Below are 13,319 nucleotides of genomic sequence, written 5' to 3' on the forward strand. Positions count from 1 at the left end.
TATTGTGAAAAAAATTGGCGATAACTCAAACACCTTATGAAACGAAATCATTTATTTTTATTTATTGGATTGCTGGCAATCAATAGCTTTTGTTATGCACAAAGTGCTACCTACGAAAATGTATTAGCTTCTCTTCAAAAAAATATGCCCGAAATAAACACGGAGAAAAAAACGTTTGTTCAGGAAATTTATGAAAGTGCTGCCAATACGGTCACTTTTAAATCGAAAGTTACGGATGTAAAGGGGAAAAGTGAAGAAACGGAGTTAAGTTTCAATTTTTCTGACATTGATATTCACAGTGTCAGACCTATTACAAAAGGGGATGTAATTAGTATCCAATTAATAGTAAACGGAAACCAAAAGTTAATTAAAGTAAATGAGGAAAATAAAAAAATATTTTACACCTCAAAATTTGAAATCCTTGCAAAGGACATAAACAATGCCCGTATTTTATCAGATTTTATCAAAGAAATTATTCCTTTTTCGGTAACTATTTCTGAGAAAACTTTAGGCTTGACGGGCTATACCGATCGGTTGAATTATTTGGTAGATCATATTAAAAATGTAAGTCTTATCAAAAAAGCCTACAACCAAACCTTTTCAATTGATACAGAAGTTGCAGGAAATGTAAAATTAGAAATTACAAAATCTGCCGGATCTAAAGTGAATACAGAGGTATATTCATTTAATATAGCAACGCTAAATGCAAATAGTATAAGTTTTAAAATTAAAATGGACGAGATTTTAATCAGTCTTGGTACCCGAAGAAATTTAAAAACAATTAAGGTTGCCGAGGATGGCGTTCAAAAAAATTACGTCAACAGTATTGAAATTATTGCAAGTAGTATTGAAAACGGTAAAAATTTAGTGGCGGTCTTAAAAGAACTAATTCCCTTAGGTGAGATAGAATTTAAGAAAAATATTCCTAGCATAAATTCAGTAGATGAAGGATTGGTTTTTGTCAATAGCCTCATAGAAAAAATAGTACACAAGGACGAAAGTGTTTTTCAAAAAATGTCAACGGATTGTGTGACAAGTTTTGAGAAAAAACAAGAAACCTTAAAAAAATCCACCTTAAGCAACTATACCTTTAGCTTTTTAGATCTCGTTTCTCAAAATGTTGATTTTAAAATTAGTGGTACAGAAATTAAAGTGCTTTTAGATTTGGGACATAAGTATGTACAAGTAAAAGAAGATGGCCAGGTAAAAAATTATATTTCAGAAGTTGAAATTGAAACCAATAGTGTGGAGCATGCAATTATTATGACAGATGTTCTAAAACAAGTCATAGACAAGTGTAAAGAGGCTAAAAAAGACATTGTATTGCCTAGTGCAAAAGCTGGAATTGAAATGATTGTGAAAGAAATTCAAAGCCTACGAATAGATGCTATTCAATACGATCAAGAACTTACTTTTTCTAAAAATTCTGTTGGAGGATTTTTATTAAAATTAAAACAAATTGAGACTTCCCCTAAAAAATCTAAAGAAAGTATTTACGAATTTAATTTGTCAGACATTGATCAAAGGTCAGTTGAGATAAAAATATCTGGGAACAAGGTTTTTATTGAATTTTCAACAAAATTTATGGAGAAAATAATTAAAACCTATCAAGATGGTGTGTCTAAAAACTATACAAATTCCTTAACGGTTTTATGTACAGATGTTGAGAATGCCAGAAGAATGAAAGAAATACTTATAGCATTAACGAAAGAAAATTAACATTTAATATTAACTAAATCAAAATTATCATGAAAATTAAACATTTAATTATTGGAGTATTTGCAATTTGTAGTTCGTTTACATACGGACAAGAAAAGGGACAAATTTCTGCTTTTGCAGGGTTCAACTATTATAATTCAGAAGGTGAAGGATCGGGAGGTTTTACCATTGGAGGGGAATATTTATTTACCGACAATATTTCAGGTGCATTAAGTTATACAGGGCATAGTGTTGAAGGAGGAGATTTGTCAGAAATTGGAATTGACGGACGGTATTATTTTGTGACAGAAGAAACAATTAATTGGTTTGCTGTTGCAGGATTAAGAAGAGTTAATGTATCAACTCCATTTGTGTCAGGTTCTATGATTGGTTTTTCCATAGGTGCTGGTGGCTTGTATGGAATTAATGATAACTTGAGTGTCATTGCACAGGTTAAATATTCAACAGCTTCTAAAGATGGAATAGAGTCAAACGGAACTAATATTCTTGCCGGAGTTCAATATTCATTTAATTAAAAAAATATATTATGAAAAAAATTAGCGTTCTATTAATGGCCTTACTATTTGTAATGGCCTGTTCAAAAGATGATTCGGGTGGTTTAGGAGGAGTTCCTTCAGGTGAAATTGTTCCTGTTGCTGAAAGAGAATATGTGTTAACAGGTGTAGATTCTAGTACAGCAAATAAAACTACACAAGCAAAAAGTAATGCAGATGTAGAAGGAAGGGCTTGGACACTTCTTGTTAGAAAAGCTTGGACTTCTGGAAATTGTTCAGCTTTTTTAGATCCTGATGAAATTGCTGAGTTAAATATGGAAGATTTTACTACGGCATATTTTAAATTTTTACCAAATGGAGATGTCATGACAGCTAATTCCATTGGAGGTACTTATTATAACAACGGAAGTTGGAGTTGGGTCAATCCTGCCACTAAAGATGAAATAGAAGTACAATATGAGACCTATACGATAACTGCTTTAAACGATTCACAGTTTATCATAGGACATAATGTATCTGAGGGTGGTTGTTCTTTAACAACTTATCAAAGCCTTTCTAGGTAAAACCAAAAAAGCGATGTTTTTAAAACATCGCTTTTTTTTATCTTCTAGAATTAAAAATTAACTCTTGTGTACATGCACATCCATTTGTGGATAAGGAATATTTAATCCTTCAGCATTAAACGTATTGTATACTTTTTCATTCATATCAAAATGTACTCCCCAATAATCAGCAGCATTTACCCATACACGAACGGTAAAATTAACAGAGCTATCTGCTAAGGCAGAAACAGCAATAAAAGGAGCTGCAGGGTCTGATAAAATTCTTTTGTCAGCAGCAATCAACTGTCCTAAAACTTCTCTTGCTTTTTCAGTACTATCACCATAACCAATTCCAAAGGTAAAATCTACACGTCTTTTTTCTTCTACAGAAAAATTAACCATAGATGAATTTGAAAGTCCGCCATTAGGAATAATAATTGTTTTGTTATCTGGAGTTTTTAAAATAGTATTGAAAATTTGAATTTCTTTAACGCTTCCTACATAACCTTGTGCATCAATTACATCGCCCACTTTAAAAGGTTTAAAGATTAAAATCATTACACCACCAGCAAAATTTTGAAGTGTACCAGACAAAGCCATCCCGACAGCCAAACCAGCGGCTCCTAAAATAGCAATGAAAGAGGTCATTTCAATACCCATCATGCTTAAAACACTAATGACTAATAAAATTTTAAGAATTGCTGCTACTAAACTTTTAAGAAAAGGTTTTAAAGAAGGGTCTGTGTCTTTTTTATCTAATAAACTTCCAAAAGCATTTGTTAATGATTTAACAATAAATGATCCAATAATCCAAACGGCAATCGCCCCTAATAACTTTAATCCGTACTCACTTGTAAGCGCAGTAATTTGTTCTTTAATTAATTCGAAATCCATACTAAAATTTTTATATTTTTAAGTTCGTAAAGATACTTATAAATTGAACTCGTAAAAGTGTAATTAGATTAACATTCGTTTAGAATATTTTTCTAGCAGAATTAACCTTATGAAGACTAAAATTTTAATTACTGGAGGAACCGGATTTGTCGGAAAAAATTTGTGTAAGCTCCTGTTGTCACAAGGATATGAAGTGGCTATTTTAAGCCGGAGGCCTAAAAAAAACACAGAAAATATTTCTTATTTTAAATGGGATGTCTCTTCGGGTTTTATTGATAAAGCTTGTCTAAATGGGGTCAGTTGTATTATTCATTTAGCCGGAGAAAATGTGGCCAGTTCGCGCTGGACAAGCAAAAGGAAGAAGCAAATATTGACCAGTAGAACTAAATCGACCCAATTATTAGAACAACTTCTAGCAGAAAACAAACAAGAGGTAGAAACATTTATTTCGGCTTCGGCCATTGGGTTTTACGGTACTACAACTTCTGAAAAAATATATAACGAAGAGGATGCTCCTGGAAATGATTTTTTGGCAGACGTTTGCAAACAGTGGGAAAGTTCTGTCGATAAAATTGAAAAATTAGCCATTAGAACAGTAAAGTTTAGAGTAGGTGTGGTTTTTGGAAAAAAAGGATCTGCTTTGCAAAAAATGCTGTTACCCATTAATTTAGGAATCGGTTCAGCCATTGGAACAGGTAAGCAATACATGCCCTGGATTCATATTGAAGATTTGTGCAATATGTATTTACTAGCCATTAACAAACCAAAATTATGTGGTGTTTACAACGCTGTAGTAGGAGAGGAGTTGACCAATTATACTTTAAGCAAGCTGATTGCCGAGGAATTAAAGAAACCTTTTTTTATGCCGAAAATACCTTCTTTTGTGTTTCAACTTATTTTTGGCGAACTGTCTGTAATCCTTTTAAAAGGAAGCCGTGTCTCTTCTGAAAAAATAACAAAGGCCGGTTTTGTTTTTAAATACCCAACCATTGAAAAGGCTTTAAAAAATTTATTAGCTCCTAAGCTAGAATTCAAAGATTAAAACTGCGGAATCATTTTTAGCAAATCTCCATGAATAAATTCATAATTTAAAACCCGTTTGAGCTTTTCATTGGAAATGATTTTAAAACTCGTTGTTTCTTCTAAAAAAGTAGCGGGTATTTTTCCTGCATGAAGGGTAGCAGCAGTATAAAATTCTTTGCGTGTAGGGTGCGTATCTGCCGAAGCATTTAATACCGTATTCCAAACATCACTTTGCAGCAATTTATAGACGATTTGAATACAATCGTCTAAATGTATTAAATTGATGGGAGCCGCACCGTTTTTAACCAATCTTCCTTCTTTAAAAAAATTAGCCGGATTTCTAGAACCTCCTATCAAGCCAGAAAAACGTAGGACCGTTGTTTTAAAATGAGGATTTTTTAAAAATAAATGTTCTAAATCTACTAGTATTTGCTTAGGCGGATTTACCTCAAAATTTTCGTCTTCTGTTACAACAGCATTGCTATCGGAATACACAGACGTTGAACTGATAAAAATTACTTTCTGAATAGAAGAAGCTTCGATTAGCAGCGCCAATTTTTTATAAGCTTCAAAATTTTCTTTTTGCTGTCCAAAGGGAATATTGATAAAAAGAATTTCACTCTGTAAAAATTCTTCTATAGCTCCAAAAATTGTATTGTTTTCAATTTTGAGCAGAAAAGGCGTAACTCCGATGTTTTTCAGTTCTGAAATTTTCTCTGCTGAAGTGGTACTTCCTGATACGTCTATATTTTGTTCCTTTAAAAATTTCGCCAAAGGCAAACCTAGCCAACCACAGCCTAAAATACTACATTTCATCTAGTGGATTTTTAAATTTACTACCATCAGAATTAATGATAGAAGGAAATAATTTTGGGGCAATTTCTTTGACGGGTTGTATCAAAACCGAAGTTTTCATTTGTTCTTTACTAACAAAAGGAATGGCGTTGTTAATAGACATAAAAAACGTTAAAATAACACTTAAAATTAAGGTGATTTTTAACAAACCAAACACACCACCCAATAATTTATTAACAATACCCAGAGCGGCAAAATCGGCAATTTTGGTTAATATTTTTCCTGCTAAAGAAACCACAACGACAATAAGAACAAAGGTCAATGCAAAAGCACTTAAAGAAATAAATTTTTCATCCCATTCAACATATTTTTGCAAGTAGGCCGCTACAATATGCGAAAAATGTATGGCGCCATAAACTCCACCAATCAATCCTATTAAAGAGGCGACTTCAACAAAAAGGCCTTTAAAAATTCCTCGAATAAATCCAAACAATAAAATGGAAGCGAGAATAACATCAAAAGTATTCATAGAAAAATTTTAGGATTGAATTTTCAAAGATACAATTAATGTAATAATTTTAAAGCTAGAATTTAGGCAAGCAAAGTTCCTTTTGTTCGGTTTTCGTTAAAATACTCATAAGCCTTTGCAGAATGCAATTCGGCTCCTAGCAAAAATGTATATTTGTGCTTTCAAAAAATAAAAGAATGTCTAGAGATATAAAATTAAAGGAAGAGTGGGAAAATGTCGTAAAATTTTTATCGGACAGGTTTGCGGATGGTGATACCCTAAACCTAGATTCTATTGTTTATTTAATAGGGGTACAGGAATTAGGAAAAGGAGTTCAGACATTTAAAAAAGATGAAAAAGTAAATTTAATGCATATTGCTATTTGTCGCTTGTTAGAGCCTTATGGCTATTATGAATTCGATTTTATTGATGCTGACGGTTGGCCACATTACAAAGTTTTGGACGAGTTGCCAACACTAAAACCTGGCGAACAAACCATACTTATGAAGGAAGCCATCGTTAAATATTTTTCATCTGAAGAAGCAGAATAAAAATTGCAAATAGTAATCGACTAGTAACTAATTATGAAGACAAAATATAGTTTCCTTTTCGCCTTGTTGATGAGCTTTTTTTCACAAGCACAGTTTAGCATTGAAGGCACATTGCAACCAAAAAATGACGAATTAACTTGGGCTATGTTGTACCAAATGAAAGATGGTAGACAACATTATTTAAAAAACACAAAAATAAAAGACGGTAGCTTTAAGTTTGAAATCCCTGAAGATTCTAAAAAAGGAATGTACCGAGTGGTGTATCGTTTAAAAGGGGAAGGTTTTGTCGATTTTTTATTCAATAAAGAAAATGTAAAATTTTCATTTGATCCTGCTTACGCTGAAGGAACAAGTGTTTTTGAAACGTCAAGAGAGAACAAGACCTATCAAAATTATTTGCAAAATATTTATGGTGTTCAACAATACATTGATTCTTTACAGGTGGCTTATTTTAGAGGGCCTAATGAAGCTTCAGAAGAATTGTATGTTGAAGGTTTGGTAATTTTAAAACAAACACAAGCACAGCACGAATCTTTATCGGAAGGAATGTTGGCCCACGATTTTATCAAAGCTTCACAACGTTACAATTCAGAAACTATAAGTAAGTCGCCACAAACCTATTTGAAAAACATCAAAGAAAATTTTTTCCAACACATAGATTTTGAAAATACCGCCTTGCAAGAATCTTCCTTTTTAGTGGACAGAGTGATGGATTATGTGTTTCATATCAATTATTCAAAAGATCCAAAAGTGCAAAGTAGATTGTACCGTGAGGCGGTGGAAAATATTTTGTTGATTCCTAAAAAACAAGAACTAAAAAGAGATTTAATTCAAATTTTAATTGAAGAATTTGTCAAGTTTGAGGAAACTGCTGAGGTACGTTTTCTATTTGAAAATTATTATGACCTATTACCAAAAGAATTGCAAAAGCAAGATTACAAAGCGGAAACTTTGGCAAGAATTGCGGTTAGTATAGGAAATAAGGCTCCGGAAATTACTTGGGAAGAAGATAAAAAAGAATTCAAATTATCTGAATTAAATTCTTCAAAAAATTATGTGGTGGTATTTTGGAGTACAGGTTGCTCACACTGTAAAAAGCAACTCCCTGAAATGTATACCTATATGAAAGATTTTAAAGACATAGCTGTCATTGCAGTTGGTTTGGAAGAGAAATCGAAAACTTGGAAAAGTTTGGTTAAAGATTTTAAAGGTTGGCACCATGTGTTGGGTTTAAACAAATGGGAAAATGAAACGGCTAGATCTTACGGAGTAACAGGAACACCTTCTTATTTTGTACTTGATAAAGACAAAAAAATAATTGCCAAACCTGATAATTTCAGAGATTTGGCAAAGGTTTTAAAAAACTTGAATTAATTCAGTTCTAATAAATCATCAATTTTATAAGACAGTGATTTCACAGAACTTCCTGTTAAGCCACCTGTTTTGTAAAATTGAATCTTACCTGCTTGGTCAATAATAATATTGGTTGGGTAGGCAGGAACATCAAATAATTTTGCTTCGAATCGTCCGTCAGATACAATTCCGTAATCAAATTTCGTTTTTTTTAAAAAGCTATTTAGTCGACTTTTATCATCTAAAGCAACGCCAATAAAAACCACATTTGGGTCGTCTTTAAATTCTTCTTTTATGGTATTTAAATGAGGTATTTCCGATCTACACGGTGGACAAGTTGTAAACCAAAAATTTAATACCACTATTTTTCCAAGCGTACTTTTACTCGTAATTTTTTCTCCAGACAAGGTTCTAAAACGATATTTAGGGGCCGTACTTCCAATCATCTTATCATAGAGTGGTTTGTATTTTTCACTGCTTGGTTTTCTGCTTTCAAGGTATTCCTTTTCGGTAATTTGCTGATAACCGTTTAAAGAATAATAGGAGGCGGGTAGTTTGGAATAATTTATTTTTTTAGCCACTACCTGATACTTTCCTAAGTATTTGTCATAGGCGCTATATTGCATTAAAAAGCCCGGAATATTTAAATGTTTTACAAAACGAAGGCCTACTTTTTTTGTTGAATAAATTTTTTCAGGCACTCCTTTTACAATGGCAATATATTCTTCACAAGGCAGTCCTAAAATTATTTTCGATTTGCCTACTTGTAATTCTGCTTCCTTAAAAGGATTTTTGAATTTGTTTGAAACGGCTATTTTGGAAGAACCCGTTGAGGTACAGCTATAAAATATTTCTTCATTATAATCTAAAATAGTAAAACGTTGGGTAGTAAATGAATTGCCAAAACGAGTCTCTTTTAAAACATTCTTATTAAAAGCCACTACAATTTCCTTGATATAGGAAGAAGATGCTTTTTGTTTTTGACTTAGTTCTTTTTCATAAATAACATCGTAATTAATAATCACATCGATGTTTAATTTTTCTGCAGCGGCAGTTTTCCACTGGGCTTGTAGGTTTTGTAGGCTAAGAAGTAAAATAAAAGTAAAACCTTTGTAAAGAGAATTAAGTGACATAGTTTTTTTGGGGTGAAGGTAGCGGTTTTTTAAAAATACAAAAAGGCATTTTCTAGATGTTCTATTTCTGTGACCTTTTTATTAGTAATAATTGCCACAATATCAAAACGAACGTCTACATCTAAATTTTTAGAAATGACATATTCATTGGCAGCACTAACCAATAATTTTATTTTTTTTGGGTTGATAAAATCTTGTGGGTTTCCAAAATAACTATTGGTTCGGGTTTTGACTTCTACAATAGCTAGCGTATTTTCAAAGGCAGCAATAATATCCACTTCTGCCTTTTGGTAGCGCCAGTTTTTTTCTAAAATTTTGTAGCCTTTTTTTACTAGATAATCAACAGCGATTTTTTCGCCCTCTTTTCCAAGTTCGTTATGTATAGCCATTTTCTTTTCAAGATACGAAAACCTGCTTAATTTTTTTGAAGCTTAAAAAATAGTTTAGAGATCGGAATAAACATCAATCCACAAAAAATAAACGTAATAAATGCAGTTCTTAAATGAAATAGATAAGCCAAGTAACCAATTAAGGGAGGGCCCACCAACATACCCACAATACTATAGGTAGAAATAAGAGAAATAACCATACCCACAGAATATTTTTTAGAAGCAGATGACAGTGAAAAGGCCATTGGAAAAATAGTGGCAATTCCAAAACCAGTAATACAAAACCCAATGAGTGCAGGCCAAAATTTAGGAAATACTATGGCGGTTCCAATTCCTGTTACAATTAGGAAAGCACTTACAATAAAGGTTTTTTCAATTCCTATACGATCAATAACCAAATCAGAAAAAAAGCGAGAAATGGTCATACATACCATAAAACACAAATAACCAATGGTAAAAATTTCTACGTTAATTACTTCTTTAAAATAAACAGCATTCCAATCATAAATACCTCCTTCGCAAACGGCCGCAAAAAATACAATTAAGCCCAGGTACAAAATAAAAGGATCTGGTTTTCCTATAATTAATTTGTTTCCCTCTTTAGGTTTGTCATTTTTAAGCAATAAATGATAGGTAGTTGTTGTTCCTATAAGTGTTACGATGGTTACAAAAACCACGTGTATTTGAATGCTAATTTCTAACTTGATAAGTAGCGTAGCTACCAATAAGCCCACAATACCTCCCAAACTCCAAAAACCATGAAATGCCCCGTTTATTTTTTTTGTAAATTCTTTTTGAAGTGTTACTGCTTGGGTGTTCATGGCAATATTTATGATTCTTAATGAAAAAGAAAAACCAGCCAATGAAAGTACCAAACTCCAAAGGTTTTCTGAAAAACCGATACCTAGTAAGGAAATAGCATATATAAAAAAGGAAATCAATAAAGGGGGTCTGCTGTTAAAACGAGAAACGAGCCAGCCTGAAAATGGCAAACCAAAAACGGAAGCAATAGGCATCACCATTAATAAATTTCCAAGCTCAGCTTCATTAAACTGAAAAAAGTCCTTAACATTTGGTATTCTTGATGCCCAAGTTGAAAAGCAAACCCCAGAAAAAAAGAAGTAAATGCCGATGGCAATCCGTTGTTTCACTTTTAATTCCATGCTGCAAATATCTGATACAATTTTTAATTTTTGGCCTTTTAAGTTTATTTATGGATCAGAACTTTTCTAACTGAAGAAAAGATAAAAACACCGTTGTAAAAAAACAGATGATTGTTATTTGGTAAAATTAATTTTTGTGGATGTGCTGCTAATTTCCATTTCTACAGTTCTTCCAAAAATTAAGGCATTGTTTTCAGGGTCATGCCCAGCCGGAAAATCAAAAGCGATAGGGAAATTATATGTTTCAGTGATGGCCAAAATTAGTTCTTCAATATTTTGACCAAACGGAGGGTTGTTTTTTTTAATATGACTCATGCCACCAATTAGTAAGCCTTTGCAGTTGGTAAAATAACCGTTTCTATCCAAAGCCCTTATGAGTCGGTCTATATGGTATTTGTATTCTCCAATTTCTTCAAAAAATAAAATTTTACCAGCTGTTGAAATACTAGAGCTACTTCCCAATAGGTTTTCTAGCAAGGTTAAATTTCCACCTACTAAAACACCTTTACAATTCCCTGTTTTGTTATAGGAAGAACTCGGAATTTCATAATTCAGTTTTTCTCCAAAAAGTGCTTTTTTAAAGGTGGCCACACTTTGCCTTCTGCTACTTTCAGAAAATTCCATATTCACGGGCATCATGGCGTGTAAAGTTTCTACTCCTAAATTATGAACAGCATTGTGTAGTACGGTAATATCAGAATAACCAATAATCCATTTAGGCGTTTTTTTGAAGGAAGAAAAATCAATGTCGTCAATAATACGAACCGTACCATATCCTCCTCTAGCACACCAAATAGCTTTTATGTTGGGTTGGTCTAATGCTGTTTGAAAATCTAGCAAACGATGATCGTCTGTTGCAGAAAAATGATGGTAGGCATCAAAAATATGTTTTCCAAGAACGACTTCTAAACCCCAACTTTTTGCCAAGGCCGCTGCCTCATGAATACTCGCTTTATTTTTAATTATTCCAGCCGGGGCAACAATCGCAATGGTATCTCCAGGTTTTAAATAAGCAGGTGTCATCATAGTGTTGGTTTGTGCAAATGCAAGTTGACAAAAAGAAATTAAAAGAAAAAAAGCTCTCAAATTTTTGATTTTAGATTCGAACAAAAATACAATTAAATAATTTTTAAAAACTAGTTATTTCGTTTTCTAAATGGGCTTTAAAGGGCAATAGCGATGCCTTTTTGTAAAAGTGGATACTTAAAAAAAGATGATATAATACATGTTTTTTTATGCTTAAATTTTAAGATCTCCTTGTTTTTTCGTTAAAATTACGTAGTTTTGGCCTTTTGAAATTAAGTAGTAATCGTAGATTTTTAAGTACAAATAATTTTTTCATGAAAAAAATAGTTACACTCAGTATCGCTTTGTTAACCGGATTTTCAACATATGCAGGAAACGAGATCAATTCAGGAGATACCGCTTGGATGTTAATGTCTACTGCCTTGGTAATGATGATGACACCAGCAGGACTGGCTTTGTTTTATTCTGGTTTGACACAAAATAAATCGGTTTTAAATACCATAGGAATGTCCTTTGTTTCCTTTTGCACAGGAATTTTGGCTTGGGTAATTTTAGGTTATAGTTTGGCTTTTGCAGAAGGAAATGCCTTTATAGGAGGTTTTGATTATTTTCTTTTAAACGGAATTTCACCTACAGATACAAATGGAGCAGGAATTCCGAAATTATTGGATGTAATGTTTCAAGGAACCTTTGCTGCCATTGCAATAGCTATTGTTTCAGGGGCTATTATTGAGCGAATAAAATTTTCAACTTGGATTATTTTCTCATTCTTTTGGGTATTGGTAGTATATGCACCTGTTTGTCACTGGGTTTGGGGTTCAGAAGGATTTTTACATGGCGATTTAGATTTTGCTGGTGGAACTGTAATTCACGTGAATGCGGGGGTTGCCGGTTTGGTGCTTTCTTTATTATTAGGAAAACGTTTGCATTTAGATGAAGAAAGAAAACCTTCTTCTATAAAATTAATGATTTTAGGAGCCGCTTTACTTTGGTTTGGATGGCATGGATTTAATGGAGGTTCAGCTTATGCAGCCAATGGAATTGCAGCAAGTGCCATTTTAACAACAAACGTTGCCGCATGTATTGGTGGTTTGGTTTGGTTAATAATTGAATGGAAAATAGTAAAAAAACCAACCTTAATTGGAGTGGCTTCAGGAGCTGTTTCTGGTTTGGTAGCCATTACACCAGCGGCAGGTTATGTAGATGTAAGTGGAGCTTTGGCTATAGGAGCAATAGGAAGTTTGGTTGGTTATTGGGGAGTTGTAAAATTCAAATCTTTTACCGGTCATGATGATACTTTAGATGCTTTTGGAATGCACGGATTGGTTGGAATTGCAGGTGCAATTTTAACAGGTGTATTCGCTACAAGTTCTATCAACCCTGATGGTGCTGGATGGATTGATGGAAACCCTTGGCAAGTATTAAAACAATTAAATGCGGTGGGTGCAACCATTGTCTATTCTGCTATTGGAACCTATGTAGTTTTTGTGATTGCTTCTAAAATAACAGGAGGTGCTCGTATTCATAAAAAACACGAATTGGAAGGAATGGACATCAGTTACCATGGTGAATCGCAAATAAATATTGACAAACACAATATTGACGATTTGTAGAATAGTAAATAAATAATACAGACAAACCCTTTCTAAATTAGAAGGGGTTTTTTGTTTGTTAAGTTCTATTTTCTTAACTAAAGTGTGATGCAATAAAATCAAGATTTATGATTAAC

General features: G+C 32.9%; 14 protein-coding genes. 7 read left to right on the forward strand and 7 right to left on the reverse strand.

What is annotated here, in order from left to right; genetic code table 11:
* Positions 1–36: 36 nt before the first annotated feature.
* From FGM02_RS05350 to FGM02_RS05360, 3 genes are read left to right on the forward strand one after another with little or no spacing between them, the layout of a single operon-like run.
* Positions 37–1,719, forward strand: coding sequence for a hypothetical protein (locus FGM02_RS05350; RefSeq protein ID WP_139957278.1), 1,683 nt, complete (start codon positions 37–39; stop codon positions 1,717–1,719).
* A gap of 29 nt (positions 1,720–1,748) precedes the next feature.
* A complete protein-coding gene (locus FGM02_RS05355; RefSeq protein ID WP_139957279.1) occupies positions 1,749–2,234 on the forward strand; it encodes a porin family protein in 486 nt (161 codons plus the stop codon).
* Positions 2,235–2,245: 11 nt separating this feature from the next.
* Entirely contained in the window at positions 2,246–2,776 is a 531-nt protein-coding gene (locus tag FGM02_RS05360; RefSeq protein ID WP_139957280.1) for a hypothetical protein, read from the forward strand.
* Positions 2,777–2,833: 57 nt separating this feature from the next.
* Here the strand turns inward: FGM02_RS05360 and FGM02_RS05365 are convergent, their stop codons facing one another.
* Positions 2,834–3,649: a mechanosensitive ion channel family protein gene (locus tag FGM02_RS05365; protein ID WP_139957281.1), complete on the reverse strand. Its 816-nt coding sequence runs from the start codon at positions 3,647–3,649 to the stop codon at positions 2,834–2,836.
* A 109-nt stretch (positions 3,650–3,758) separates the two neighbouring features.
* Between FGM02_RS05365 and FGM02_RS05370 the strand changes: the two genes are divergently transcribed.
* Positions 3,759–4,691 (forward strand): TIGR01777 family oxidoreductase, encoded by a 933-nt coding sequence (locus FGM02_RS05370; RefSeq protein ID WP_139957282.1) that lies wholly within the window; start codon positions 3,759–3,761, stop codon positions 4,689–4,691.
* On the opposite strand, the gene FGM02_RS05375 is transcribed toward FGM02_RS05370, so the two are convergent.
* Both FGM02_RS05375 and FGM02_RS05380 read right to left on the reverse strand, forming a co-directional pair.
* Entirely contained in the window at positions 4,688–5,488 is an 801-nt protein-coding gene (locus tag FGM02_RS05375) for a Rossmann-fold NAD(P)-binding domain-containing protein (protein WP_139957283.1), read from the reverse strand. The two genes, FGM02_RS05370 and FGM02_RS05375, sit on opposite strands and share 4 nt — an antisense overlap.
* Positions 5,478–5,996, reverse strand: a complete 519-nt coding sequence (locus tag FGM02_RS05380) for a CvpA family protein (RefSeq protein ID WP_139957284.1) — start codon at positions 5,994–5,996, stop codon at positions 5,478–5,480. Before FGM02_RS05380 ends, FGM02_RS05375 begins: the two co-directional genes overlap by 11 nt.
* A gap of 176 nt (positions 5,997–6,172) precedes the next feature.
* Between FGM02_RS05380 and FGM02_RS05385 the strand changes: the two genes are divergently transcribed.
* Positions 6,173–6,526, forward strand: a complete 354-nt coding sequence (locus FGM02_RS05385; protein ID WP_139957285.1) for a hypothetical protein — start codon at positions 6,173–6,175, stop codon at positions 6,524–6,526.
* A gap of 33 nt (positions 6,527–6,559) precedes the next feature.
* Entirely contained in the window at positions 6,560–7,900 is a 1,341-nt protein-coding gene (locus tag FGM02_RS05390; RefSeq protein ID WP_139957286.1) for a TlpA disulfide reductase family protein, read from the forward strand.
* Here the strand turns inward: FGM02_RS05390 and FGM02_RS05395 are convergent.
* The 4 genes from FGM02_RS05395 to FGM02_RS05410 form a co-directional block, all read right to left on the reverse strand.
* Positions 7,897–9,012 (reverse strand): TlpA family protein disulfide reductase, encoded by a 1,116-nt coding sequence (locus tag FGM02_RS05395; RefSeq protein WP_139957287.1) that lies wholly within the window; start codon positions 9,010–9,012, stop codon positions 7,897–7,899. The two genes, FGM02_RS05390 and FGM02_RS05395, sit on opposite strands and share 4 nt — an antisense overlap.
* 29 nt (positions 9,013–9,041) lie before the next feature.
* Positions 9,042–9,401 carry a YraN family protein gene (locus tag FGM02_RS05400; RefSeq protein ID WP_139957288.1) on the reverse strand — a complete coding sequence of 120 codons (360 nt, stop codon included), beginning with the start codon at positions 9,399–9,401 and terminating at the stop codon, positions 9,042–9,044.
* Between the two features lie 26 nt (positions 9,402–9,427).
* Entirely contained in the window at positions 9,428–10,564 is a 1,137-nt protein-coding gene (locus FGM02_RS05405; RefSeq protein WP_139957289.1) for an MFS transporter, read from the reverse strand.
* Between the two features lie 114 nt (positions 10,565–10,678).
* Positions 10,679–11,590, reverse strand: coding sequence for a S66 peptidase family protein (locus FGM02_RS05410; RefSeq protein WP_139957290.1), 912 nt, complete (start codon positions 11,588–11,590; stop codon positions 10,679–10,681).
* A 314-nt stretch (positions 11,591–11,904) separates the two neighbouring features.
* Between FGM02_RS05410 and FGM02_RS05415 the strand changes: the two genes are divergently transcribed.
* Positions 11,905–13,203 (forward strand): ammonium transporter, encoded by a 1,299-nt coding sequence (locus FGM02_RS05415; protein ID WP_139957291.1) that lies wholly within the window; start codon positions 11,905–11,907, stop codon positions 13,201–13,203.
* Positions 13,204–13,319 lie beyond the last annotated feature (116 nt).

This window comes from Flavicella sediminum, from assembly GCF_006381105.1.
In the GTDB taxonomy this organism is placed as follows: Bacteria; Bacteroidota; Bacteroidia; order Flavobacteriales; family Flavobacteriaceae; genus Flavicella; species Flavicella sediminum.

Coding starts and splice junctions, on each gene's coding strand:
- FGM02_RS05350 (WP_139957278.1), top strand. CDS start 37: ATGAAACGAAATCATTTATTTTTATTTATTGGATTGCTGGCAATCAAT.
- FGM02_RS05355 (WP_139957279.1), top strand. CDS start 1,749: ATGAAAATTAAACATTTAATTATTGGAGTATTTGCAATTTGTAGTTCG.
- FGM02_RS05360 (WP_139957280.1), top strand. CDS start 2,246: ATGAAAAAAATTAGCGTTCTATTAATGGCCTTACTATTTGTAATGGCC.
- FGM02_RS05365 (WP_139957281.1), bottom strand. CDS start 3,649: ATGGATTTCGAATTAATTAAAGAACAAATTACTGCGCTTACAAGTGAG.
- FGM02_RS05370 (WP_139957282.1), top strand. CDS start 3,759: ATGAAGACTAAAATTTTAATTACTGGAGGAACCGGATTTGTCGGAAAA.
- FGM02_RS05375 (WP_139957283.1), bottom strand. CDS start 5,488: ATGAAATGTAGTATTTTAGGCTGTGGTTGGCTAGGTTTGCCTTTGGCG.
- FGM02_RS05380 (WP_139957284.1), bottom strand. CDS start 5,996: ATGAATACTTTTGATGTTATTCTCGCTTCCATTTTATTGTTTGGATTT.
- FGM02_RS05385 (WP_139957285.1), top strand. CDS start 6,173: ATGTCTAGAGATATAAAATTAAAGGAAGAGTGGGAAAATGTCGTAAAA.
- FGM02_RS05390 (WP_139957286.1), top strand. CDS start 6,560: ATGAAGACAAAATATAGTTTCCTTTTCGCCTTGTTGATGAGCTTTTTT.
- FGM02_RS05395 (WP_139957287.1), bottom strand. CDS start 9,012: ATGTCACTTAATTCTCTTTACAAAGGTTTTACTTTTATTTTACTTCTT.
- FGM02_RS05400 (WP_139957288.1), bottom strand. CDS start 9,401: ATGGCTATACATAACGAACTTGGAAAAGAGGGCGAAAAAATCGCTGTT.
- FGM02_RS05405 (WP_139957289.1), bottom strand. CDS start 10,564: ATGGAATTAAAAGTGAAACAACGGATTGCCATCGGCATTTACTTCTTT.
- FGM02_RS05410 (WP_139957290.1), bottom strand. CDS start 11,590: ATGATGACACCTGCTTATTTAAAACCTGGAGATACCATTGCGATTGTT.
- FGM02_RS05415 (WP_139957291.1), top strand. CDS start 11,905: ATGAAAAAAATAGTTACACTCAGTATCGCTTTGTTAACCGGATTTTCA.